The 21487-nt window shown below is 66.4% G+C and carries 22 protein-coding genes and 2 tRNA genes; 9 read left to right on the top strand and 15 right to left on the bottom strand.

Features of this window, described 5'->3' with window-relative positions:
- Positions 1–30 precede the first annotated feature (30 nt).
- Genes ntrC through dusB form a run of 3 tightly spaced genes read right to left on the bottom strand, consistent with a single transcriptional unit; the run spans position 31 to position 3535 of the window.
- Positions 31–1449, bottom strand: coding sequence for a nitrogen regulation protein NR(I) (ntrC, locus tag CHB69_RS03905; protein WP_089214601.1), 1419 nt, complete (start codon positions 1447–1449; stop codon positions 31–33).
- Positions 1446–2540, bottom strand: coding sequence for a two-component system sensor histidine kinase NtrB (locus CHB69_RS03910; RefSeq protein WP_089214602.1), 1095 nt, complete (start codon positions 2538–2540; stop codon positions 1446–1448). The genes ntrC and CHB69_RS03910 overlap by 4 nt, the downstream gene beginning before the upstream one ends.
- Positions 2537–3535 (bottom strand): tRNA dihydrouridine synthase DusB, encoded by a 999-nt coding sequence (gene dusB / locus CHB69_RS03915; RefSeq protein WP_089214603.1) that lies wholly within the window; start codon positions 3533–3535, stop codon positions 2537–2539. The genes CHB69_RS03910 and dusB overlap by 4 nt, the downstream gene beginning before the upstream one ends.
- Before the next feature lie 97 nt (positions 3536–3632).
- Between dusB and CHB69_RS03920 the strand changes: the two genes are divergently transcribed.
- Both CHB69_RS03920 and CHB69_RS03925 read left to right on the top strand, forming a co-directional pair.
- On the top strand, positions 3633–4814 hold the full coding sequence (locus tag CHB69_RS03920; protein ID WP_089214604.1) for a bifunctional 2-C-methyl-D-erythritol 4-phosphate cytidylyltransferase/2-C-methyl-D-erythritol 2,4-cyclodiphosphate synthase: 1182 nt from the start codon (positions 3633–3635) through the stop codon (positions 4812–4814).
- Positions 4811–5371, top strand: coding sequence for a CinA family protein (locus CHB69_RS03925; RefSeq protein ID WP_089214605.1), 561 nt, complete (start codon positions 4811–4813; stop codon positions 5369–5371). The genes CHB69_RS03920 and CHB69_RS03925 overlap by 4 nt, the downstream gene beginning before the upstream one ends.
- A 249-nt stretch (positions 5372–5620) precedes the next feature.
- Here the strand turns inward: CHB69_RS03925 and CHB69_RS03930 are convergent, their stop codons facing one another.
- On the bottom strand, positions 5621–6061 hold the full coding sequence (locus CHB69_RS03930; RefSeq protein WP_089214606.1) for a type II toxin-antitoxin system RatA family toxin: 441 nt from the start codon (positions 6059–6061) through the stop codon (positions 5621–5623).
- A 3-nt stretch (positions 6062–6064) separates the two neighbouring features.
- Positions 6065–7000: a lipoyl synthase gene (gene lipA / locus CHB69_RS03935; protein ID WP_089214607.1), complete on the bottom strand. Its 936-nt coding sequence runs from the start codon at positions 6998–7000 to the stop codon at positions 6065–6067.
- A 62-nt stretch (positions 7001–7062) separates the two neighbouring features.
- Here lipA and CHB69_RS03940 point away from each other — a divergent pair, with 62 nt between their 5' ends.
- The 4 genes from CHB69_RS03940 (at position 7063) to CHB69_RS03955 (ending at position 11319) form a co-directional block, all read left to right on the top strand.
- Positions 7063–7701, top strand: coding sequence for a carbonic anhydrase (locus CHB69_RS03940; RefSeq protein WP_089214608.1), 639 nt, complete (start codon positions 7063–7065; stop codon positions 7699–7701).
- Positions 7702–7748: 47 nt separating this feature from the next.
- Complete coding sequence (putP, locus tag CHB69_RS03945; protein WP_089214609.1) at positions 7749–9182, top strand: sodium/proline symporter PutP; 1434 nt, start codon at positions 7749–7751, stop codon at positions 9180–9182.
- A complete protein-coding gene (locus tag CHB69_RS03950; protein ID WP_089214610.1) occupies positions 9175–9885 on the top strand; it encodes an NYN domain-containing protein in 711 nt (236 codons plus the stop codon). Before putP ends, CHB69_RS03950 begins: the two co-directional genes overlap by 8 nt.
- Positions 9886–9978: 93 nt before the next feature.
- Complete coding sequence (locus CHB69_RS03955) at positions 9979–11319, top strand: chloride channel protein (RefSeq protein WP_089214611.1); 1341 nt, start codon at positions 9979–9981, stop codon at positions 11317–11319.
- Between the two features lie 65 nt (positions 11320–11384).
- Here the strand turns inward: CHB69_RS03955 and CHB69_RS03960 are convergent, their stop codons facing one another.
- The 3 genes from CHB69_RS03960 to ettA all read right to left on the bottom strand — a co-directional run bounded on the left by CHB69_RS03960 (position 11385) and on the right by ettA (position 15198).
- On the bottom strand, positions 11385–12935 hold the full coding sequence (locus CHB69_RS03960; protein WP_089214612.1) for an arylsulfatase: 1551 nt from the start codon (positions 12933–12935) through the stop codon (positions 11385–11387).
- A gap of 129 nt (positions 12936–13064) precedes the next feature.
- On the bottom strand, positions 13065–13514 hold the full coding sequence (locus CHB69_RS03965) for a PaaI family thioesterase (RefSeq protein ID WP_089214613.1): 450 nt from the start codon (positions 13512–13514) through the stop codon (positions 13065–13067).
- Positions 13515–13518: 4 nt separating this feature from the next.
- The gene (gene ettA, locus CHB69_RS03970) at positions 13519–15198 is read right to left on the bottom strand and encodes an energy-dependent translational throttle protein EttA (protein WP_089214614.1); all 1680 of its coding nucleotides are present in this window, start codon (positions 15196–15198) and stop codon (positions 13519–13521) included.
- Positions 15199–15325: 127 nt separating this feature from the next.
- Between ettA and CHB69_RS03975 the strand changes: the two genes are divergently transcribed.
- Together CHB69_RS03975 and CHB69_RS03980 are read left to right on the top strand one after the other, a co-directional pair.
- A complete protein-coding gene (locus CHB69_RS03975) occupies positions 15326–16768 on the top strand; it encodes a M28 family peptidase (RefSeq protein ID WP_089214615.1) in 1443 nt (480 codons plus the stop codon).
- Between the two features lie 147 nt (positions 16769–16915).
- Complete coding sequence (locus tag CHB69_RS03980; protein WP_089214616.1) at positions 16916–17200, top strand: hypothetical protein; 285 nt, start codon at positions 16916–16918, stop codon at positions 17198–17200.
- Between the two features lie 86 nt (positions 17201–17286).
- Here the strand turns inward: CHB69_RS03980 and CHB69_RS19595 are convergent, their stop codons facing one another.
- Both CHB69_RS19595 and CHB69_RS03985 read right to left on the bottom strand, forming a co-directional pair.
- A complete protein-coding gene (locus CHB69_RS19595; protein ID WP_141133904.1) occupies positions 17287–17454 on the bottom strand; it encodes a peptide ABC transporter permease in 168 nt (55 codons plus the stop codon).
- A 2-nt stretch (positions 17455–17456) separates the two neighbouring features.
- Entirely contained in the window at positions 17457–17828 is a 372-nt protein-coding gene (locus CHB69_RS03985) for a PRC-barrel domain-containing protein (protein ID WP_089214617.1), read from the bottom strand.
- Positions 17829–17992: 164 nt separating this feature from the next.
- Here CHB69_RS03985 and CHB69_RS03990 point away from each other — a divergent pair, with 164 nt between their 5' ends.
- Entirely contained in the window at positions 17993–18145 is a 153-nt protein-coding gene (locus CHB69_RS03990; protein ID WP_170935375.1) for an EF-hand domain-containing protein, read from the top strand.
- On the opposite strand, the gene CHB69_RS03995 is transcribed toward CHB69_RS03990, so the two are convergent.
- The 5 genes from CHB69_RS03995 to CHB69_RS04015 all read right to left on the bottom strand — a co-directional run bounded on the left by CHB69_RS03995 (position 18113) and on the right by CHB69_RS04015 (position 21474).
- Complete coding sequence (locus tag CHB69_RS03995) at positions 18113–18496, bottom strand: YidH family protein (protein ID WP_089214619.1); 384 nt, start codon at positions 18494–18496, stop codon at positions 18113–18115. The two genes, CHB69_RS03990 and CHB69_RS03995, sit on opposite strands and share 33 nt — an antisense overlap.
- 152 nt (positions 18497–18648) lie before the next feature.
- Positions 18649–18725 (bottom strand) — tRNA-Pro (locus CHB69_RS04000).
- A 48-nt stretch (positions 18726–18773) separates the two neighbouring features.
- Entirely contained in the window at positions 18774–20249 is a 1476-nt protein-coding gene (locus CHB69_RS04005; RefSeq protein ID WP_089214620.1) for a M20 family peptidase, read from the bottom strand.
- Positions 20250–20314: 65 nt separating this feature from the next.
- Positions 20315–20390: transfer RNA gene (locus CHB69_RS04010), tRNA-Ile, on the bottom strand.
- A gap of 55 nt (positions 20391–20445) precedes the next feature.
- Positions 20446–21474, bottom strand: a complete 1029-nt coding sequence (locus CHB69_RS04015; RefSeq protein WP_245836495.1) for a polysaccharide deacetylase family protein — start codon at positions 21472–21474, stop codon at positions 20446–20448.
- Positions 21475–21487 lie beyond the last annotated feature (13 nt).

The following is a 21487-nucleotide window of genomic DNA, read 5'->3' on the forward strand; positions in this document are numbered from 1 at the left end:
CGGCCGGATTAACTGCCGGGCCGGGCGCGGTCAGGGCTGCGCGGGGTCGATAGCGAGCTGCACGAGCCGCTTGCGCAGCGTGTTGCGGTTGATGCCAAGACGTCGCGCGGCCTCGAGCTGGTTGCCGCGCACCTCGCGCAGGGTGCGGCGCAGCAGCGCCGTCTCGACGATCGCTTCAAGGCGGCCGTGGACGTCGCCGTCGCCTTCGCCGCCGGCGAGCTGTTCGCGCGTCCAGTCGTCGACCGCGCGCGCGATCAACTCTGCGGGGTCGGCGAGCGAAACCCCTTCCCCGCTTTCGCGCAGCACCGATTCGACATCGCGCGGGCCAACGATCGTGTCGCGCGAGAGCACGGCAAGCCGCTGCACGACATTCCCCAGTTCGCGAACATTGCCGGGCCAGTCGTGGCGTTCGAGAAGCTGCATCGCCGCGGGGGCGAACTGGCGATCGGGCAATCCCGAATGGCGCCCCGCGTCGATGAAATGGCGAACGAGCGCGGGAATGTCGCTCCGCCGATCGCGCAGCGGGGGCAGCGTCACCGGAATGACGTTGAGCCGGTAGAAGAGGTCTTCGCGGAAGCGTCCGTCGGCAACGAGCGTGCGCATGTCGCGGTGCGTTGCGGCGACGACACGCACGTCGGCTTTCAGCGCCTGGCTGCCGCCGACGGTCGAATATTCGTTGCTCTGGAGCACGCGCAGCAGCCGCGTCTGCGCCTCGAGCGGCATGTCACCGATCTCGTCGAGAAACAGCGTCCCGCCCGCCGCCTGCTCGAAGCGGCCGGCGTTGCGGCTCGTCGCGCCGGTGAAAGCGCCCTTTTCATGCCCGAACAGCTCGGCCTCGATCAGCTCGCGCGGGATTGCCGCCATGTTGATCGCGACGAACGGTCCGCTGCGCCGAAGCCCGGTCGAATGGATCGCGCGCGCGACCACTTCCTTGCCTGTGCCCGATTCGCCGAGGATCAGCACCGCGAGGTCGTTGGTCGCGAGCCGCGCGATGGTGCGATAGACCGCCTGCATCGCGGGCGCGCGGCCGACAAGCCCGTGGCTGTCCTGCGGCGCCGCATCGGCGCCCTCGCTCGGCAGCGTGCGCCGCTGCAGCGCGGCGCGCACGCTCGCGGTCAGTTCGTCGAGATCGAAAGGCTTGGGCAGATAATCATAGCTGCCGATCCCGGTCGCGCGCACCGCGGTGTCGAGCGTATTCTGCGCCGACAGGACGATCACCGGGGTCAGCGGATCGACCCCGACGCCGGGGAGCGAGTCGATGCCGTCGCCATCGGGCAATACGACGTCGGTGATGATCAGGTCGGGGCGATGATCGGCGAGCCAGGCGTTGCGCTCGGCGATGCTGGCGACCGAGGCGAACTGGCCGCATTCGGTCGCAAGCGTTTCGCGGATGATCAACGCGATTGCCGGGTCGTCCTCGACGAGCAGAATGGTCTTGCCGGCGGTCATGACGTCACCGCCTTCTGCGCCGCGGTGGGCAGGTGGACGCGAAAGCGCGTCCAGTCGCCGTCGCGCATATGCTGGACGGTGCCGCCCATGTCGCGGGCGAGCTTGGCGACGAGCGCGAGGCCGAGCCCTCTACCCTCGCGCTTGGTCGTGACGAAGGGGTCGAACAGGTCGCCGCGAATATCGGCGGGAACGCCCGGACCATTGTCGCTGACGCTGAGCTCGATCGGCAGCGCGATGCGGCCGCGCCCGTCGCCATTGTCGATCGAGAGCCCGTGGCGATAGGCGGTCGCGATGCGCACCACCCCGTCGTCGCGCCCAGCGAGCGCTTCGCAGGCGTTGGTGACGAGGTTGAGCAGGATCTGCACCATCGCATCGTGGTTGCCGAGAACGAGCGGCAGCGAGGGGTCGAAATCCTCGGCAAAGCGGACGCCGTCGAATTGCCGCGCGCGCACCGCCTCCATCGTCTGGTGGATCGGCGGATAGAGGTTGATCGCCGAGCAGGCGAGCGGTTGCCCGCGCGAAAAATGCTCCATCTGGTCGATCAGATTGGTGATCCGGTCGACCTCGGCGCAGATCAGCGTCGTGAAGCGCTCGCCGCCGGCGTCGACCTTGCGTGCGAGAAGCTGCGCCGCGCCCTTGATGCCGGCGAGCGGGTTCTTGATTTCGTGCGCGAGCATCGACGCCGCGGCGCCCGCCGCGCGCCCCGAGCGGCCGATCGCGCCGCCCATCAGCTCGGCCTCGCTCTGCGACGGGACGAGCGCGAGGATGCGGTGGCCGTTGCTCCCATAGGGGACCATCTGCATGTCGACGAAGATCGCCTTGCGCCCGCCGACCGCGATTTCGGCGCGGTGGGCGAACAGCGCCGGGGTCGCGGGATCGCTCATTCGCTGGCGATAGCTGCGGTCCATGCGGATGACGTCATAGACCACGCGCCCGACCATCACCGATCGGCTGAGATTGCACAGCTGCTCGGCGGCGGCGTTGACGAACAGCACCACCCCGCCCTTGTCGAGCAGCAGCGTGGCCACCGGATGCGACTGGATCAGCTCGTCATGGTCGAAGGTCGGAATGCTCGACGACTGCGCGGTCACGCGGCCGCCCTGCTGAGGAAGGGGCCGTAAAAGCCTTCGAGCGCGTCGAGCACGCCCTTGCTGTCGGGGATCTGGTTGACCTTGTTGCGGAATTCGGCCGAGCCGGGGAGCCCCTTGACGTACCAGCCGAGATGCTTGCGCGCCATATTGACACCGGTCATCTCGCCATAATGGTCGAGCATCGCGCGGTAATGCGTTGTGATGATGTCATATTGTTCGTCGATTCCGGGGTCTGGGCGCTCGCTCTCGCCGCGCAGCGCCGCCATCACCTGGCCGAGCAGCCACGGGCGGCCATAGGCGCCGCGGCCGATCATCACCCCGTCGGCGCCGCTCTGCGCGAGCGCGGTGCGCGCGTCGGCCGGCGAACAAATATCGCCGTTGACGATCACCGGGATCGACACCGCCTCCTTGACCGAGCGGACGAAGCGCCAGTCGGCGCTGCCGCGATACATCTGGTTGCGCGTGCGGCCGTGGACGGTGACCATCTTCGCGCCCAGATCCTCGGCGATATGCGCGAGTTCGGGGGCGTTGAGGCTGTCGTGATCCCAGCCCATGCGCATCTTGACCGTGACCGGCACGGAAACCGCCTCGACGCAGGACTTGATCAGTTCGGCGGCGAGCTTCAGGTCGCGCATCAGCGCCGATCCGGCATCGCCGTTGGTGACCTTGCGCACCGGACAACCCATGTTGATGTCGATGATCGCGGCGCCGCGATCCTCGTTCAATTTCGCCGCCTCGCCCATTTCATAGGGGGTGCAGCCGACGAGTTGCATCGACACCGGCTCTTCGACCGGGTCCCACGCCGCCTTCTGGATCGACTGGCGCGTTTCGCGGATCGCCGCCTGGCTGGCGATCATCTCGGTGACATTGAGCCCCGAGCCGTAGCGGCGCACGAGCGTGCGAAAGGGGCGGTCGGTGACGCCCGTCATCGGCGCGAGGATCACTGGATCCGCGATCGTGACAGGACCGATCTGGATGGGCCGCAGCGGCGCCATGGGGGGAGCTTTCGTCAAAATTGCCTAAAATTTAAGCAGCGCCCTACACGCTCAACGGCTTCCCCGCAAGCCGCCGCTGCGCTACCCGGCGCGGGATATGACCGACTCCGCTCTCTCGCCCGTTCGGCGCGTCGCCGCCATCCTGCTCGCGGGCGGCGTCGGCGCGCGTGCCGGGCTGGGCCAGCCCAAGCAGCTCGCGCTGCTCGGCGGCAAGCCGGTGCTGCAATGGAGCCTCGACACTTTTGCCGCGCATCCCGCGATTTCGGGCGGGGTGCTCGTCGCGGGCGACGACGTCATGGCGTCGATCGCCGCGCTACCGGAAGGCTGGATTTCCGCACGTCCCGGCGCCGAACGCCAGCAATCGGTGGCGAACGCGCTGGCAGTCCTTGGCGACTGGGACGACGATGCGCTTGTGCTGGTTCACGATGCCGCGCGGCCGGGGGTGCCGGCGGCGGTGATCGACCGGTTGCTCGCGGCGCTCGAGGGGGGCGCCGATGCGGCAATCCCGACCCTTCCCGTCCCCGACACGCTTGTCGCACAGACCGGCGGCGAGGCCGGCGAGGTCGTCGATCGCGCCGCGCTCGCCCGCGTCCAGACGCCGCAGGCCTTCCGGCTCGGCACGCTGCGCCGCGCGCATGGCGGCGCTGGCCCGGGCGCGGCGACCGACGATGCGCAACTTGTGCGGCGGCTCGGCGTTCCGGTGGCCGCGGTCGAGGGCGATGCGCGGCTGCACAAACTGACTTATGCCGACGATATGGCGATCCTGTCGGGGCTGCTGGAGGCGAAGGCGATGATGCGAACCGCGGTCGGCATGGGCTATGACGTCCACCGCCTCGTCACGGGCAAACCGCTGTGGCTCGGCGGGATAGAAATCCCGCATAGTCATGGGCTTGAAGGCCATAGCGATGCCGACGTCGCGCTCCACGCGCTGACCGACGCGATCCTCGGCGCGCTCGGCGACGGCGACATCGGCGCGCATTTTCCGCCCAGCGATCCCGAATGGCGCGGCGCGGCGTCATGGCGTTTCCTCGAATTCGCCGGTCAGCGTGTGACAGCAGCAGGCGGACGGATCGGGCATCTCGACCTGACGATCATCGCCGAAGCGCCGAAAATCGGCCCTTTTCGGGACAATATGCGCGCGCGCATCGCCGAAATTCTTGCGATTTCGCCCACGCGCATTAGTGTGAAGGCGACCACCACAGAGCGGCTGGGCTTTACCGGGCGCCGGGAAGGGATCGCCGCACAGGCCGTCGCCACGTTACAACTTCCGGAGACATGAGTTTGCAGCCCGACCTCGAATCGCGCCTTGCCGCGCGTGAAGCCGCCGCCACGGCCGCCCTCGACGCCAACCGCGCCGCGGGGCGCCGCGTCGCGATCGCCGAAAGCTGCACCGGCGGCATGGTGTGCGCCGCGCTGACCGACATAGCCGGCAGCAGCGATGTCTTTTCGGCGGGTTTCATCACCTATTCGCGTGCCGCCAAACAGTCGCAGCTCGAGGTGAGCACCGAAATCCTCGACACCTTCGGCGAGGTCGCGCTCGCGACCGCCTGGGCGATGGCGGCGGGCGCGCTGACCAAGAGCGACGCCGACGTCGCGGTGGCGATCACGGGGATCGCCGGGCCGGGCGGCGGGTCGGAGAAGAAGCCGGTCGGGCTCGTCGTCTTCGCACGCGCCCTGCGCGGGCAGGACCCCGACGATTATTTCACCCAGCGCATCCAGTTCCAGTCGACCGACCGCGCCGCGATCCGCCATGCCGCGACATTGTTCGCGCTCGAACTGCTTCAGCCCGAGAAGGATTCGCTCAGACCGTCCGAGGACGTCGAGCTGCCGGCGTAGGAATATCGTCGCCTTTCGCTAAAGCATGTTTCGTCATTGCGAGCGAAGCGAAGCAATCCAGAGCGTTTTACGCACACTCTGGATTGCTTCGCTTCGCTCGCAATGACGAGGATTACGGATGCAAAAGGGATAATGACCATCATCTTTCGCTGAAGCGTGCGCTCCCGCGAACCTTTGCAAGGTTTCGCTCAAAGTCGATCGCGCTCCAGCCCGCCTGCGGCCCCCGCCTTCGCGGGGGCGACGGTTATTTTATGCGGGAGCGCCGTAAAGCGCCGCAGCGCGTTCTTCGAAGGCTGCGATCATGCGGCGCAGCGCCTTGTCGAACATCTGTCCGGCGAGCGCTTCGAACAGGCGGTTGCGGAACGAGAAATCGACCATGAAGTCGACCCGGCTACCCCCGTCGTCAAGCGGTGTGAAATGCCATTCATTGTCGAGATGGCGCATCGGGCCTTCGAGATAGTGAACATCGACATGCGACGGCCGCCGCTTCTCGACGCGGCACGAAAAGCTCTCGCGCAGCCCCTTGAACCCCACGATCATGTCGGCGACCGACTCGGTCTCGCTGTCGCTTTTGACGCGCAGCGCGACGACCCACGGCAGAAAATCGGGATAGTGCGCGATGTCGGTGACGAGCGCGAACATCTGCTCGGCGCTGTACGGCAGCTCGCGCGTTTCGTGGTGGCGGGGCAAGGCTCAGTCGGCGGCCGCACGCGCGAGCTTCGCCTCGCGCGCCGCGCGCATCCGCTCGAAATCGTCGCCGGCGTGATAGCTCGAGCGCGTCAGCGGCGACGAAGCGACCTGAAGGAAGCCCTTCGCGCGCGCGATCTGCGCATAGGCGTCGAAGGCCTGCGGGGTCACGAAGTCGATCACCTTGGTGTGCTTCGGCGTCGGCTGGAGATATTGGCCCATCGTCATGAAATCGATGTCGGCGCTGCGCATGTCGTCCATCACCTGATGCACTTCCATCCGCTCTTCGCCGAGGCCGAGCATGATCCCCGACTTGGTGAAGATCGACGGATCGCGGCGCTTGACCTGTTCGAGCAGGCGCAGCGAGGCGTAATAGCGCGCGCCGGGGCGGATCGTCGGATAGAGCCGCGGCACCGTTTCGAGATTGTGATTATAGACGTCGGGCCGCGCATCGACGATCGACGCGACCGCATCCTCGGGCTTGTTGCGGAAATCGGGGGTCAGGATTTCGATCGTCGTCTGCGGCGTTTCGCGGCGCAGCGCCTCGATCACGCGCACGAACTGACGCGCACCGCCGTCGGGCAGGTCGTCGCGATCGACCGAGGTGATGACGATATGCGTCAGCCCCATCTTCGCCGCCGCCACCGCAACATGCTCGGGCTCGAGCGGATCGACCGCGCGCGGCATCCCGGTCTTGACGTTGCAGAAGGCGCAGGCGCGCGTGCAGGTGTCGCCGAGGATCATCACCGTGGCGTGCTTCTTGGTCCAGCATTCGCCGATATTCGGACACGCCGCTTCCTCGCACACCGTATTGAGGTTCAAATCGCGCATCAGCTTGCGCGTCTCGGCATAGCCGGGGCTGGTCGGCGCCTTGACGCGAATCCAGTCGGGTTTGCGGGCGCGCTGCGAGGGCTGCGAAAGCGGTTGGACGGGTGCGTTCATCGCGCTCACATAGGCGCGCGCGCGCCTCTTCTCAACCGTCGATCTTGTGCTAAGGCGCGCGCATGACTCGCTTTGCAGAACTGATTGAGGGCTATCGCCGCTTTCGCGCGACGGACTGGGAGCAGCAGCGCGCACGTTGGGAGGAACTCGCCGAAGGCCAGTCGCCCAAGGTGATGATCATCGCCTGTTCGGACAGCCGGTCCGAACCCGCGCAGATTTTCGATACCAGTCCGGGCGAGATATTCGTCGTCCGCAACGTCGCGGCGCTTGTCCCGCCGTTCGAGACCAGCCCGGGGCGCCATGGCGTCTCCGCGGCGCTCGAATTCGCGGTGCAGTTCCTCAACGTCGAGGAAATCGTCGTGATGGGGCACGGGCTGTGCGGCGGCTGCCATGCCGCGCTGCACCGGACGATGGAGGGCGCCGAGCCGGGACGCGGCGGCTTCATCGCCGACTGGATCGCGCTGCTCGACGAAGCGAGCGCCGCCGTTCGCGCGAGCCACACCGACATCGACAATCGCGACGCGGGCCGTGCGATGGAAATGGCGGGGGTCAAGGTCAGCCTGGCCAATCTGCGCACCTTCCCGTGCATTCAGGAGCGCGAGAAGCGCGGCACGCTGAAGCTGCGCGGCGCCTTTTTCGCGATCAGCGACGGCATCCTGCATCTGCTCGACGAGGAAAGCGGAACGTTCGCGCCGGCTTGAACGGCCTCCCCTTTCTTTCGCGGCCAAAGGCGCTACACCCTGCCCCGATGAATAACGCGACCCTCTTCGCCATCGGCGCCTATTTCGCGCTGATGCTCGGCATCGGCCTCTATGCCTGGCGCAAATCGACCTCGGACAGCAGCGAATATCTCTTGAGCGGGCGCAGCCTCGGCCCCGCGGTCACCGCGCTCGCGGCCGGGGCTTCGGACATGTCGGGATGGCTGATGCTCGGGCTTCCCGGCGCCATCTATGTCTCGGGGCTCGCCGAAAGCTGGATCGGCATCGGGCTCTTCTTCGGCGCGTGGGCGAACTGGGTGCTCGTCGCGCCGCGGCTGCGCGAACAGACCGAGCGCCTCGGCGCGCTGACCATCCCCGAATTTCTCGGCAATCGCTTCGCCGATCAGAGCCATATCCTGCGCATCGTCGCCAGTCTGGTGATCGTCGTCTTTTTCGCGGTTTACAGCGCCTCCGGCCTCGTCGCGGGCGGCAAGCTGTTCGAATCGGCGTTCGGCCTCTCCTATCAGACCGGCCTCTGGGTCACCGCGTCGGTGGTCGTCGCCTATGTCGTGCTCGGCGGCTTCCTTGCGGTCAGCCTGACCGATTTCGTGCAGGGCACGATCATGATGATCGCGCTCGTCGCCTTGCCGCTCGTCGCGCTCGGCAATTTCAACGAAGGCGCGAGCGCAGCCGACGTCCTTCGCGACATCGACCCGGCGATGCTCAGCCTGTTCGGCGGAACGAGCCTGCTTGGCGTCATATCCGCAGCCGCATGGGGACTCGGCTATTTCGGGCAGCCGCACATCATCGTGCGCTTCATGGCGATCCGCTCGGTTCGCGACATTCCTACTGCGCGCTTCATCGGCCTTGCCTGGATGCTGATCTCGCTGACCGGCGCGATCGCGGTCGGGCTGGTCGGGCGCGCGTGGTTCACCGCGCACGCGACGCCGATCGACGATCCCGAGACGGTGTTCATCCTGCTCGGACAGGTGCTGCTGCATCCGCTCGCGCTCGGTTTCCTGCTCTCGGCGATCCTCGCCGCGATCATGAGCACGATTTCGGCGCAGCTGCTCGTCACCGGATCGTCGCTGACCGAGGACTTCTATCGCCTGTTCGTGCGCCGCGACGCGGGCGAGCGCGAGATCGTCACCGTCGGGCGGCTGTCGGTGGTCGCGGTCGCCGCGGTCGCGATGATTCTCGCGCAGAATCCGAACGGCAGCGTCCTCGGCCTCGTCTCGAACGCCTGGGCCGGATTCGGTGCGGCGTTCGGGCCGGTCATCCTGCTCTCGCTGATGTGGCCGCGCATGACGCTGGGCGGCGCGCTCGCCGGGATGGTGACCGGTGCGCTCGTCGTGATCGTCTGGATACAGGCGGGACTCAGCGCCGCGCTCTACGAGCTGGTGCCCGGCTTCGCCGCGGCGATGCTCGCGATCGTCGCGGTCAGCCTCGCCGCCCCCGAACCGAAGGAGATCGCCCATGGCTGACGGCAATGTCGCGCTGCTGATCGACGCCGACAATGCGCGCCCCGCGGGGCTCGACCCGGTGCTCACCGCGCTCGCCGAGCTCGGCACGGTCAACATCCGCCGCGCCTATGGCAATTGGCGCAAGCCCGCGCTCAAGGGCTGGGTCGACCAGCTCCACCGCTTCGGGATCGAGCCGCAGCAACAGTTCGACCTGACGAAAGGCAAGAACGCCACCGACATGAAGCTGACGATCGACGCGATGGACCTGCTCTATCGCGGGCGGCTCGACGGGCTCGGCATCATGTCGAGCGACAGCGATTTCATGCCGCTCGCGATGCGCGTGCGGCAGGACGGCATTCCCGTCTATGGTTTCGGCAGCGCAAAGACGCCCGAGGGGTTTCAGGGTGCCTGCACGCGCTTTATCGACGTCGACGCGCTCGTCGATGCGGGCCGCGAGCAAGGCGGCGCGGACAGGAAGGCGGCGGCCAAGAAAGCGATCGACCCCGACGTCATCGAACTGCTCGGCAATGCATGGAAAACCGCAAAGCGCGACGACAATGGCTTCGCCTTGCTCGGCGAGGTCGGGCAGATCGCGGGCAACCGGTCGAGCTTCGACGTGCGCAACTATGGCTATACGCGCCTGTCCGACATGATCGCCGACATCCCCAATTTCGTGACCGAGCGCGCCGAGGGCGGACCGCTGCGCGTCAAAAGGCTGCGATAGGATTCGCTCTCTACACGACGATTTTGCAACTCAACCGAACGAATCGAGTTGCAGGGGTTGCGCTCGGCGGACGCTCAGTCCACAGGGACGCCCATGCCGACCAAGCCAAATCTGCCGCGCTGGGTGCGCCTGTGGCAGCTGCGCGCGCAGCGCCGGGCGCGCAGCGAGGTCGTGGACATCTGGCGCCGCGCCGCGATGGTCGGCGGCGCCCTGCTCCTCGGCTTCGTCGCGCTCGCCTTCGCCAAGGCGGGCGACGAGGCGCAGAAGCTGATCTTCCATATTTCGCATCGGGCGTGGTGGCTGCCCATCCTCGTCACCCCGGCGGGCTTCGCCTTCGTCGTCTGGGCGGCGAACCGCTTTTCGCCCGAATCGCGCGGGTCGGGCATTCCGCAGATCATCGCCGCCGGGCGCCGCCCCGAAATGGAAGCGAACGGTCCGCTGGTGTCGCTGCGCACCGCCTTCGCGAAGCTGGGGCTGACCTTGTCGACGCTCGCGGTCGGCGGATCGGTCGGCCGCGAGGGGCCGACGGTGCAGGTCAGCGCCGCGATCATGATCGCGATGCACCGTTTGCTGAAAGTCCGCATCACCGCGGGCGTCTATATCGCGGGCGGCGCCGCGGGGGTCGCGGCGGCGTTCAACACGCCGCTCGCCGGGATCGCCTTCGCGATCGAGGAACTCGCCTCGGCCTATGAACAGCGCGTCGCGGTGCTGACGATGGGGGCGGTGATGATCTCGGGCCTCGTGAGCCTCGCGGTCGCCGGCGACTATATCTATTTCGGCGTGATGCGCGACACGCTGGGGGTCGGCGACACCTTGCTGATCGCGCCGGTCGCTGGGCTCGGCGGCGGGCTCGCCGGCGGGCTGTTCGCGCGTATCGTCCTTGCGGCGAGCGACAGGACCGCCAACTGGGCGCGCCGCGTCGCCACGCGCCCGATCCTCTTCGCCGCCGGTTGCGGACTCGTCGTCGCGCTGGTCGGCGTCGCGACGAAGGGCGCGACATGGGGCACGGGCTATGACGTCACCAAGTTCCTCGTCGAAGGCAACCACGGCAAGCTGTGGTTCTTCCCCGCGAAATTCGCTGCCGCGCTCGCTTCGACGCTGAGCGGCGCGCCGGGCGGTATCTTCGCGCCGTCGCTCGCCGTGGGCGCGGGTTTCGGCAATCTGCTGACGCCGATCTTCCCCGAAAGCCCGGTCGGCGCGGTCGTGATGATGGGAATGGTCGCCTATTTCGTCGGCGTCGTGCGCGCGCCGCTGACCGCGGTGATTATCCTGATCGAAGCGACCGCGGCGCGCGGCGTCATCCTGCCGCTGTTCGCGACCGCGCTGATCGCCGACTGGACGAGCGCGCAAATCTGCCCCACCCGCCTCTATCACGGCCTCGCGCGGCGGATGATGCCGCAAAAGGGCAAGCCGCCCGCGGTCGCGGTTCCCTGACGCCGCAACGAGAAAGGGCGCACGCCGCAGCGCACGCCCTTTCCCGAGACGCCTCTGGAAGATCGTCAGTTGCTGCTGCCCGCCGGATTGTCGAGCTTGGCCATCGCCTTTTCGAGCGCGACGTGCATGCTGAGCGTATCGGCGCCCTGGCGGGGCGGATAGGCCTGAATGCTCTGCAGATGCTCGGCGATATAAGGGGTTGCCGCGGTCGGCGCCCACAGCTTCGATGCGAAGAACTTGCGGCCGATATAGCCCCATTCGTGGCTTTCCGGGTCCATCTTTTCCATCGGGTCCATGCGCAGGTTGAAGATATAGGGAACCGACGGCCAGCTCTTCTCGTTCCACCAGCTCCCTTCCTTTTTGACCCCGATGTGCATTTTCCAGTTGCCGACGCGCACCGCCGTCAGGTCGGTTTCGTCGTAATAGAAATAGCTCATGCGCGCCGATTTGGTGGTCTTGCCCTTCCAGACGTCGAGCTGGTTGAAGCCGTCGAGATGCACCTTGTAGTCGATGCCGTTCATCTTGTAACCGTTGAGCAGCTTTTCCTTGACGTCGGTCAGGCCCGCCGCCGCCGCAAGGGTGACATACACATCCTCGTGGCTCTGCAGCGCATTGCTCTTGCTGCCCGCCGGAATATGGCCCGGCCAGCGCGCGAGCATCGGAACGCGCACACCGCCCTCCCAGGTCGTGCCCTTCTCGCCGCGGAACGGCGCATAGCCGCCGTCGGGCCACAGCATCATCTCGTTGCCGTTGTCGGTCGAATAGATGACGATCGTGTCGTCGGCGAGGTCATTCTCGTCGAGCCAGTCGAGCAGCTTGCCGACCAGTTCGTCATGTTCGAGCATCTTGGCGCGGACGACATCCTCTTCGGCGCGCCCTTCGTCCACCGCCATCTGGATATATTTCTGCGGCGAGTGCGAATGGATGTGGATCGCGGTGGTGTTGTACCAGCAGAAGAACGGACCGTCCTTGTTGCGGTTCAGCCAATCGATGCACTTTTCGGTCACCTCGCTGTCAAAGGTTTCCATGCGCTTGCGCGTCAGCGGACCGGTATTTTCCACCTTCTGCTTGCCGCGAATGCCGAAGATGCCGTCGTCGGTCTTGTCTTCCTTGTCGGTGGCCCAGGCGTGGAGCACACCCCGCGGACCGTATTTTTTCTTGTATTCCGGGTCTTTCTGGCCCGGATAGTCGAGTTCCTCGGGTTCCTCCTCGGCATTGAGGTGATAGAGGTTGCCGAACCATTCGTCGAAACCGTGGACGGTGGGCAGGAACTCGTTGCGATCGCCGAGATGATTCTTGCCGAACTGTCCGGTCTTGTAGCCCGCGACCTTGAGCACTTCGGCAAGGGTCGGGTCTTCCTTTTGCAGCCCCCGGGGCGAGCCCGGAATCCCGATCGTCGTCATGCCGGTGCGGATCGGCATCTGACCCGTGATGAAGGCCGCGCGCCCGGCGGTGCAGCTCGGCTGGCCGTAATGATCGGTGAAGATCATGCCTTCCTTTGCGATGCGGTCGATGTTGGGCGTGTCGCCCATCATTCCATGCGTGTAGGCACCCACGTTCCACATGCCGATATCGTCACCCCAGATGACGAGAATATTGGGCTTTCCATTGGGCATCGCAGATCTCCTCGTTGCGCGTGATTCGAGGAGAAGCCTATCGAAAGGCCTTTGCCGGCCTATCGGGGTAAACACCGATTTAGTCGGGGACGCTGGCTGAGGCCCGATATATCGACCGCGCCGCGCGGGTCACGGAATCGCGTAGGTGACGCTCGCCTGCCCCACCGGCCGGCTCGCCTCTTCGGTGTAGAGCCGCACGTCCATCACCGCGAGCCGTTTGCCGAGCCGGAGCAGCGTCGCTTCGGCGTTGAGTGGTTTCGGCAGGCACGGGCGCAGGAACTGATAATTGAGCGCGCTCGTCACCGCCATCGCGACGGGGCCGATATGCGCGAGGACGAGCGCATAGGCCGCCATGTCGGCGAGCGCCATCTGGGTCGGCCCCGAAATGAGCCCGCCGGGGCGCAGCATCGTCTCGGCCGGCTCCTGCCGCGCGACGATCCGCCCCGGCTCGGCCGAGATCACGCGGCCGCGCGATCCCGGCGCCGAATTGGGGAAAGCCTCCGCCATGAATGCGTTGAGCGCGTCCACGTCCATGCGGATCGCGTCCGACGACGGCGGCGTGCCCTCCCCTTCGCTCATCGGCTTATCGCGTCAGCTTCTTGTACGAAGTGCGATGCGGACGCGTCGCCTCGTCACCGAGGCGGCGGATCTTGTCCTCTTCATAGGCTTCGAAATTGCCCTCGAACCATTCGACATGGCTGTCGCCCTCAAAGGCCAGGATGTGCGTCGCGAGGCGGTCGAGGAAGAAGCGGTCGTGGCTGATGACCACCGCGCAGCCGGCGAAATTTTCGAGCGCTTCCTCGAGCGCCGCGAGCGTTTCGGTGTCGAGGTCGTTGGTCGGCTCGTCGAGCAGCAGCACGTTGCCGCCGGCTTTCAACATCTTCGCCATATGGACGCGGTTGCGCTCGCCGCCCGACAGCATCCCGACCTTCTTCTGCTGATCGGTGCCCTTGAAGTTGAACGCGCCGACATAGGCGCGCGTCTGCATCTCGTGCTTGCCGACGGTCATCATGTCGTGCCCGCCCGAGATTTCTTCCCAGACATTTTTGTTAGGGTCGAGCGCGTCGCGGCTCTGGTCGACATAGCCGAGGCGCACCGTGTCGCCGAGCGTGATCGAACCCTCGTCGGGCTGTTCCTGTCCGGTGAGCAGGCGGAACAGCGTCGATTTGCCCGCGCCGTTGGGCCCGATCACCCCGACGATGCCGCCCGGCGGCAGCGTGAAGGACAGATCCTCGAAGAGCAGCTTGTCGCCATAGGCCTTCGACAGATTTTCGACCTCGATCACCTTGCCGCCGAGGCGCTCGGGAACCTGGATGACGATCTGCGCCTTGCCGGGGGCGCGGCTTTCCTGCGCTTCGACGAGCTGATCGAAGCTCTTGATGCGCGCCTTCGACTTGGCTTGGCGCGCCTTTGGCGACTGCCGGATCCACTCGAGTTCGTCCTTGATCGCCTTCTGGCGGCCAGCGTCCTCGCGCGCCTCCTGCTCGAGCCGCTTGCCCTTCTTGTCGAGATAGGTCGAATAATTGCCCTCATAGACAAAATAGCGGCTGCGATCGAGTTCGAGGATCCAGTTCACGACATTGTCGAGGAAATAGCGGTCGTGGGTGACGAGGATGACGTTGCCCGGATAGTCGACCAGATGCTTTTCGAGCCACGCGACGCTTTCGGCGTCGAGATGGTTGGTCGGCTCGTCGAGCAGCAGGATCGACGGCTTTTCGAGCAGCAGGCGGGTGAGCGCGATGCGGCGCTTTTCGCCGCCCGACAGATTTTCGACGCTCCAGTCGCCCGGCGGGCAGCGCAGCGCTTCCATCGCGATTTCGAGCTGGTTGTCGAGCGTCCAGCCGTCGACCGCGTCGATCTTTTCCTGCAGCTCGCCCATTTCGGCCATCAGCGCGTCGAAATCGGCGTCCTCGGGCGGATCGGCCATCAACGCGCTGATCGCGTTGAAACGGTCCATCATGTCGGCGACGCCGCGGACGCCGTCCATGACATTTTCCTTCACCGTCTTGGTCGGATCGAGCTCGGGCTCCTGCGGCAGATAGCCGACGCTGATCCCCTCGCCCGGCCACGCCTCACCCGTGAAATCCTTGTCGATACCCGCCATGATCTTCATCAGCGTCGATTTACCCGTGCCGTTCGGGCCGACGATGCCGATCTTGGCGTCGGGATAGAATTGCAGGTTGATGTTGTTGAGAACCGGCTTTTGCGCGCCGGGATAGGTCTTGCTGAGACCCTTCATCACGAAACTATATTGGGCGGCCATAGATGCTCCGGTAGCTGGCTGGGCCGCAGACGCGGCCGGGAGAGAATTGGGCGCCGGTTAGCGAATGGGCGCCGCCTTGGCAATCGGCGCTTGCGGGATGCGCCACCCGCCCGCTAGGACCGGCGCCATGACGAGACAGCCGATCGCCGCGCCGCTTGCGGGCGCAACCGCCGCGGGCCTTGCCCTCATCCTCAGCCTTCCCGCCGCGGCGTCGATCCCGCCGCCGCCCTCGGCCGCCGAGCTGGCGCAGCAAGGCGAGGATCCGGCGTGGGCGATCACCGAGGCGCTGACGACCGAGATCGGCCCGCGCCAGGCGGGCACCGAGGCCGAAGCGGCGGCGCGGCGCTGGGCGGTCAAGCGGCTGACCGACATGGGTTTCCACAATGTCCGCGAAGAGCCCTATATGATGCCGACCTGGGTGCGCGGCGAGGAAGCGGCATCGCTGGTCGGTCCCTTTCACCCGCAGAAGCTTGCGATTGCGGCGCTCGGGAACAGCGGATCGACCGGACCCAATGGGATCGAGGGCGAGATCGCCTATTTTGCGAGCTTCGACGCGCTCGTCGCGGCGCCCGATCATCTGGTGGCGGGCAAGATCGTCTTCATCGACCATCAGATGGAGCCGGCGCAGGACGGCAGCGGCTATGGCCAATATGGCCGCGGCCGCTTTCAGGGGCCGAATGTCGCGGCAAAGAAGGGCGCGGTGGCGATCGTCATCCGCTCGATCGGCACCGACAGCCACCGCAACCCGCACACGGGCGTCACCACTTTCGAGGAAGGCGTGAAGCCGATCCCGGCGGGCGCGATCGCCAACCCCGACGCCGACCTGCTGGTGCGCCAGTGGCAGCGGACGCTGTCGATGCGCACCAAGGAAACCTATCTCGGCTATACGCCCGAGCCGCTGCGCATGAAGCTGCTGCTGACGCCGAAGCAGCTCGGCGAGCAGGTGTCGGGCAATGTGATCGCCGAAGTGCCGGGGAGCGATCCCGCGGCGAGCCCGGTGATCGTCGCGTGCCACCTCGACAGCTGGGATCTCGGCACCGGGGCGATCGACGATGCGGCGGGGTGCGGCATCATCACCGCCGCCGCGAAGCATGTCATGACCGCTGGCCAGATGGCTGGTGGCCAGCCGCGCCGCACGATCCGCATTCTGTGGGCGGGCGCCGAGGAGGTTGGGGTGTTCGGCGGCAAGGCCTATTTCGACGCGCACGGCAAGGAAAAACATGCCGTGGCGCTCGAATCGGATTTCGGTGCCGACCGCGTATGGCGCGTCCAATTCAAACTTCCCGAAAGCGCCGCCGATCTTGAGAAGCGCGTCAGCGCCGCCGTGGCCCCCTTCGGCGTCGTCACGGGCCATGACGAAGCGCATGGCGGCGCGGACGTCGGGGCGCTGGTCGAAGCCGGCACGCCTGCGGTCGATCTGGGTCAGGATGGGACACGTTATTTCGACGTTCATCACACGCCCGACGACACGCTCGACAAGGTCGATCCGGCGCAATTGCGGCAGAATGTGACGGTCTGGGCGGCAACTCTGGCGATTCTCGCGAACAGCAGCGACAGCGAGCTGCCATAGGCCTTGACGGCGAATGGCCGATTTCCGCGCGGCCGTTCCATCTCAATTATTTTTGTTGACGATTCACGCGGAACGTCTAAATCCCGCCGCTCGCGCAACGGGAAATTTGCCCTAGCGCGGAAAGGCATTTTAGGGAGCCCACACATCATGAAGAAGTTTGCTGCTATCGCCGTTGCCGCCAGCATGTTCGCCCTCGCCGCTTGCGGTGAGAAGGCTGCTGACGAAGCCACCACCACCGAAGCTCCGGCCGCTGACGCGACCATGGAAGCCGGTGCCGACGCTGCCGCTGCCGGCGCTGACGCCGCTGCCGAAGGTGCGGAAGCTGCTGCGACCGCCGCTGACGCCGCTGCGACCGACGCTGCTGCGCCGGCTGCCGACGCTGCTGCTGCTCCGGCTGACGCCGCTGCCGCTCCGGCCGAAGAAACGAAGTAAGTCACAGCCCTTCGGGGCAATGACCGAACCGAAAAGAGGCGGTCTTCCTTCGCGGAAGGCCGCCTTTTTCTTTGCCGCGGGACAAGTCAGCCCGGCGCCAGCAGCGCGGCGATCAAGGCGACGATCGCAAAGGCGACCAACCCGCCCAGAAAGATCAGGCGGCGTAGGCGCGATCTCAGGATGATCTCGCCGCCGCGCGCATCGCGCGCCGAACAGACCGGCGCGTTCGCGGGCTCTTCGTCGCGCCCGGCCATCGTCAGAGCATCGGATAGCTCAGGCCGTAATAGCCATAGATGGTCCGGCCATAATCATCGGTATATTCGGGCGCTTCCTCGCGAGCGTAACGCGGCGCACCTTCGACCTGCTCCTTCGTCAGATTGACGACGTAGCCGCCCTTGTCGGTATCATAGGTCAGCATTTCCCACGGAATGGGATAATGATCGCTGCCCAGGCCGAACAGGCCGCCGAATTCGAGCACGGCATATTCGCTCTTTCCGGAGCGCTTTTCGATCATAACGCTGGTGATCGTGCCGAGCTTTTCGTTTTGGGGATTGTACACCGCAGTGCCCTCGACCTTGTCGGAGGCGATCAGGCGGTGCGTTTCGGTTCTCTCCAGTGTGTCAGCCATGGTTCCTTCTCCTGCTTGGGATGGGGATGACGCTGCGAGGGGGTTCGCAGCGCCACCTGTCAGACCAACGGGCCGCACCGCGCGATGTTCCTTCGGCCCGTCGCAGCCGGGCCACAGTTGCGCGGGTGTGGCGCCGCGAGCCGCTTGCACGGCGCGGCGAAGAGTTGAGCGCCGCCCCGACTCCGGTCTTCGACCGCGCCGACAGCAATGGCGACGGCTATGTCGACCAGGCCGAACTCGCGGCGCTGAAAGGCGGGCGTTCGCAGCCCCATTTATCGGGCGGATCAGATCGCGCGGGTCGCGATGCCCGCGAATAGCAGCACGCCGATGACCGACATGAAGGCCGCCATCAACAGGACGGGGCGGCCGAGCCGGAATTTGCCCGCCTGCTCGAGATCGCGGAGCGTCAGCCAATAGCCGATCGTGCCGAGCAGGATCGAGCCGACCCCCATCCCCGCCAGCACCAGCCCGACGGTCTGCGGGCTCTGGCTGTTCTGGATCGTCCCCGCGTCGGCCATCGACTCGAGCACCTTGTAGATGGTGAAGCCAAAGCTGAACATCGACAGCGCGGTGCGGATCCACGCCATCAGCGTCCGGTCCGCCGCCATCACCGTGCGCAGTTCGCCCAGATCCTTGGGCCGCGCGGGTTTCCGTTCGATCTCTGCCATGTCGCTCCCCAAGGCCCGCCTTGCTCGCCACGAGCACGGCCCATCCTCGCCGCAAACGGGAGAAACGGACATCGGGACAAATCCCGAGGTGGCGCGGCGACATTACCGGGGGGGGCCTCCGGCACCGAGCGCAGATGCCGGAAGAGCGTAAATGGTCGGGGAGACAGGATTCGAACCTGCGACATCCTGCTCCCAAAGCAGGCGCGCTACCGGGCTGCGCTACTCCCCGACACGACGCGCGCCTTAACAGGATGGCGCGCGAAGTCTATCCCGAACGTCAACCCGTCGCGGTGGCGATCAGCCGCGCGTAGAAATCAATCATCCGCTTGAAGCTGCCTATCGCCATATGCTCGTTGGTGCCGTGGATCATCGCGGCCTCCTTCAGCGAGACGTGCATCGGCATGAAGCGATAGACGTCCTTCGACACCGGCTCCATGCTGCGGCTGTCGGTGCCGGCGACGACGAGCGTCGGGGTCAGCACCGCGTCGGGCGCGTCGGCGCGCGCCGCGGCGACGATCCATTTCCAGCCTTGCGAGTTGGTCGACGAGATGCGCGACGGTTCGCGCGGCGGCTTGACCCACGACAGATCGACGTCGAGGTCGCCGACCGCCTCCTTCGCGCGCGCCATCACGTCGGCCGAGCTGTTCCACGGCGCGATGCGATAGTTGATGAGCGCGTTCGCCGACTGCGGCAGGACATTCTCCTTGGGGCTCCCTTCGAGCATCGTCGGCGCGATCGTCGTGTGAAAGGCGGCGGCGGTCGAGGGCGATGCCGCGATCTGCCGCTTGAGCAGCGGCGCGAACAGCCAGCGGTTCGCGACCGCCATCCTGGTCGTCCCGCCCTTTTTCGCCGCCAGCGCTTCCAGCATCGACGCACCGGGGCCGCGTATTTCGAGCGGAAACGGATGATCGGCGATCGCGAGCACCGCCTTGGCGAGCGTCGTCACGCCGGTCTGGGCGGGCGGCATCGAGCTGTGGCCGCCGGGTGCGTTCGCGGTGACCTTCAGCGTGCCATAGCCTTTTTCGCCGATCCCGATCATGATCGCCGGACCATCGATCACCGGCGTGTCGGTCAGCACGACGCTGCCCTCGTCGATGGTGAAGATCGCCTCGACCCCGTCGGCCTTCAGCTTTTGCGCGGCGGAGACGGCGCCCGATCCGCCGGCCTCCTCGTCATGCCCCGAAACGAGATAGATGCCGCGCTTGGGCTGGAAACCCGCACCCGCGAGCGCCTCGATCGCCTCGAACAATCCGATCAGCGACCCCTTGTCGTCGACGGTCCCGCGGCCCCACACGGCATTTTCGGCGATCGCGCCCGAAAAGGGCGGATATTTCCAGTCGCCTTCGGTGCCTTCGGTCACCGGCACGACGTCCTGATGCGCCATGACGATGATCGGCGCGAGCGATGCGTCGCTTCCCGGCCAATGATAGATCAGCGTGCGGTTGGGCAGGATAGTCCGCGTCATCGCCTTGTGCTCGGCGGGATAGGTCGCGGCGAGCCAGCTGTGCAGCCGGTCCCACTCGGCGATCTGGTTGTCGGCGGGGTCCTGGTGCGAGATCGTCGGAATCTGCGCCGCGGCGCTCAGATGCTGAACCGCCGCGTCCAGGTCGAAGGGCGGCGCGGGCGCGAGCGTCACATCCTTGCCGTCGGCGATGTCCCTGGGTTCGAAAGTCGCGGTTCGCACCGCAACCGCCCCGGCCGCCACGGCAAGGATCGCGATCCCTCCTAGCAAGATCGTGCGCCCTTTCGCCATCGTCCCCTCTCCTTTTTTGGTGGAAGGGTCTTTGGACCAATTAACAGCGATGCTGGCAAGGGAAATGGTGGGCCCGGCAGGACTCGAACCCGCAACCTAGCCGTTATGAGCGGCCAGCTCTAACCATTGAGCTACAGGCCCCCGAAGGGTTTCGCGGGCGATAGCGGAGCGCGCGCCCGATTGGCAAGAGAGTCGATCAATCGGCGGCCATGGCGACGACCGCGTCGGCGTGCGCGGGCTCGACGCCGCGGCGCGCGAGATGGCTCAGCACGACGTCCCACCAGCGATAGAATTGCTCGAGATCGGCGCCGGAGCGGACATAGGGCGTGTTGCCCGGCTGGAGCGAGGGCGAGTGGAAGGAAAAGGTGAGCAACGGCAGCCGCTGTTCGACCGCGATGTCGATCGCCCGGCAGGCGCGCGCCGCGGGAATGCCTTCGGGGGTCAGCGCGATCCGCTCAACGAGCCCGAGCCGCGCGAGCAGCGCCCGCGCATGCGTCCCCTCGCGCGCGACGCGGTGATAAAGCCCTCGCCCCCTGCTTCCCAGCAGACCGCCGAACAGCGTCGTCACCGGCACTTCGAGCAGATCGCCCGCCTCGGTGCGCACGCGCCAAGGGTGCAGCGGCGCCTCGCGATAATCGGGGCCATGTCCGCCGCGATAGTCGAACCCCGACCGCACCGAGGTATCGCAGCGAAAGCCGAGTTGGGTCAGCATCGCCGCGGTTTCGGGGCCGAGACCATAACGCCCCGCGCGATAGACGGTGGGGGCGACGCCGAACGCATCGCGGATCGCGTCACGCAGCGCGCGCATCTTCGCGCGCTGCAGATCGGGCGGCAGATTGCCGGTATAGCTGTTGCGCTCGTTCACGGCTTCGTCATGCGGCGGCGTCACCCACGGATGGAGCTGTGCCCCGATGTCGCAGCGCCCGCCCGCCTGCGCGTCGCCCAGAATTGCGCGCGCGCGCTCGTCGGCGACGATCGGCCAGTCGACCAGATAGATGGGCGCGACGCCGGCGCGCTCGAACCAGGCCTGGCAATCGGCGAGCGCGGGCACCGAATCGAGGCGATAACCCTTACGCGCGAAGGGCTTCGACCAGTCGAAATCCTCTTCTGTGTCGATCGTCACCCAAAAGCGCGGACGCTCTCCATCGGCCAGACGGATCACGTCCGCCGATGCGGGACGGTCGAACAAATTGCCCCCCGCCTGCAAGCCGCTCCCCTCTGCCACGAATGGCTCCCGT

Source organism: Sphingopyxis indica (assembly GCF_900188185.1).
Lineage (GTDB): Bacteria > Pseudomonadota > Alphaproteobacteria > Sphingomonadales > Sphingomonadaceae > Sphingopyxis > Sphingopyxis indica.

What these genes read in the sequence shown, in the direction of transcription:
- ntrC (WP_089214601.1), bottom strand. Translation starts at nt 1,449, where the DNA reads ATGACCGCCGGCAAGACCATTCTGCTCGTCGAGGACGACCCGGCAATC.
- dusB (WP_089214603.1), bottom strand. Translation starts at nt 3,535, where the DNA reads ATGGCGCCGCTGCGGCCCATCCAGATCGGTCCTGTCACGATCGCGGAT.
- CHB69_RS03920 (WP_089214604.1), top strand. Translation starts at nt 3,633, where the DNA reads ATGACCGACTCCGCTCTCTCGCCCGTTCGGCGCGTCGCCGCCATCCTG.
- CHB69_RS03925 (WP_089214605.1), top strand. Translation starts at nt 4,811, where the DNA reads ATGAGTTTGCAGCCCGACCTCGAATCGCGCCTTGCCGCGCGTGAAGCC.
- lipA (WP_089214607.1), bottom strand. Translation starts at nt 7,000, where the DNA reads ATGAACGCACCCGTCCAACCGCTTTCGCAGCCCTCGCAGCGCGCCCGC.
- CHB69_RS03940 (WP_089214608.1), top strand. Translation starts at nt 7,063, where the DNA reads ATGACTCGCTTTGCAGAACTGATTGAGGGCTATCGCCGCTTTCGCGCG.
- putP (WP_089214609.1), top strand. Translation starts at nt 7,749, where the DNA reads ATGAATAACGCGACCCTCTTCGCCATCGGCGCCTATTTCGCGCTGATG.
- CHB69_RS03950 (WP_089214610.1), top strand. Translation starts at nt 9,175, where the DNA reads ATGGCTGACGGCAATGTCGCGCTGCTGATCGACGCCGACAATGCGCGC.
- CHB69_RS03955 (WP_089214611.1), top strand. Translation starts at nt 9,979, where the DNA reads ATGCCGACCAAGCCAAATCTGCCGCGCTGGGTGCGCCTGTGGCAGCTG.
- CHB69_RS03960 (WP_089214612.1), bottom strand. Translation starts at nt 12,935, where the DNA reads ATGCCCAATGGAAAGCCCAATATTCTCGTCATCTGGGGTGACGATATC.
- CHB69_RS03965 (WP_089214613.1), bottom strand. Translation starts at nt 13,514, where the DNA reads ATGAGCGAAGGGGAGGGCACGCCGCCGTCGTCGGACGCGATCCGCATG.
- ettA (WP_089214614.1), bottom strand. Translation starts at nt 15,198, where the DNA reads ATGGCCGCCCAATATAGTTTCGTGATGAAGGGTCTCAGCAAGACCTAT.
- CHB69_RS03975 (WP_089214615.1), top strand. Translation starts at nt 15,326, where the DNA reads ATGACGAGACAGCCGATCGCCGCGCCGCTTGCGGGCGCAACCGCCGCG.
- CHB69_RS03980 (WP_089214616.1), top strand. Translation starts at nt 16,916, where the DNA reads ATGAAGAAGTTTGCTGCTATCGCCGTTGCCGCCAGCATGTTCGCCCTC.
- CHB69_RS19595 (WP_141133904.1), bottom strand. Translation starts at nt 17,454, where the DNA reads ATGGCCGGGCGCGACGAAGAGCCCGCGAACGCGCCGGTCTGTTCGGCG.
- CHB69_RS03985 (WP_089214617.1), bottom strand. Translation starts at nt 17,828, where the DNA reads ATGGCTGACACACTGGAGAGAACCGAAACGCACCGCCTGATCGCCTCC.
- CHB69_RS03995 (WP_089214619.1), bottom strand. Translation starts at nt 18,496, where the DNA reads ATGGCAGAGATCGAACGGAAACCCGCGCGGCCCAAGGATCTGGGCGAA.
- CHB69_RS04005 (WP_089214620.1), bottom strand. Translation starts at nt 20,249, where the DNA reads ATGGCGAAAGGGCGCACGATCTTGCTAGGAGGGATCGCGATCCTTGCC.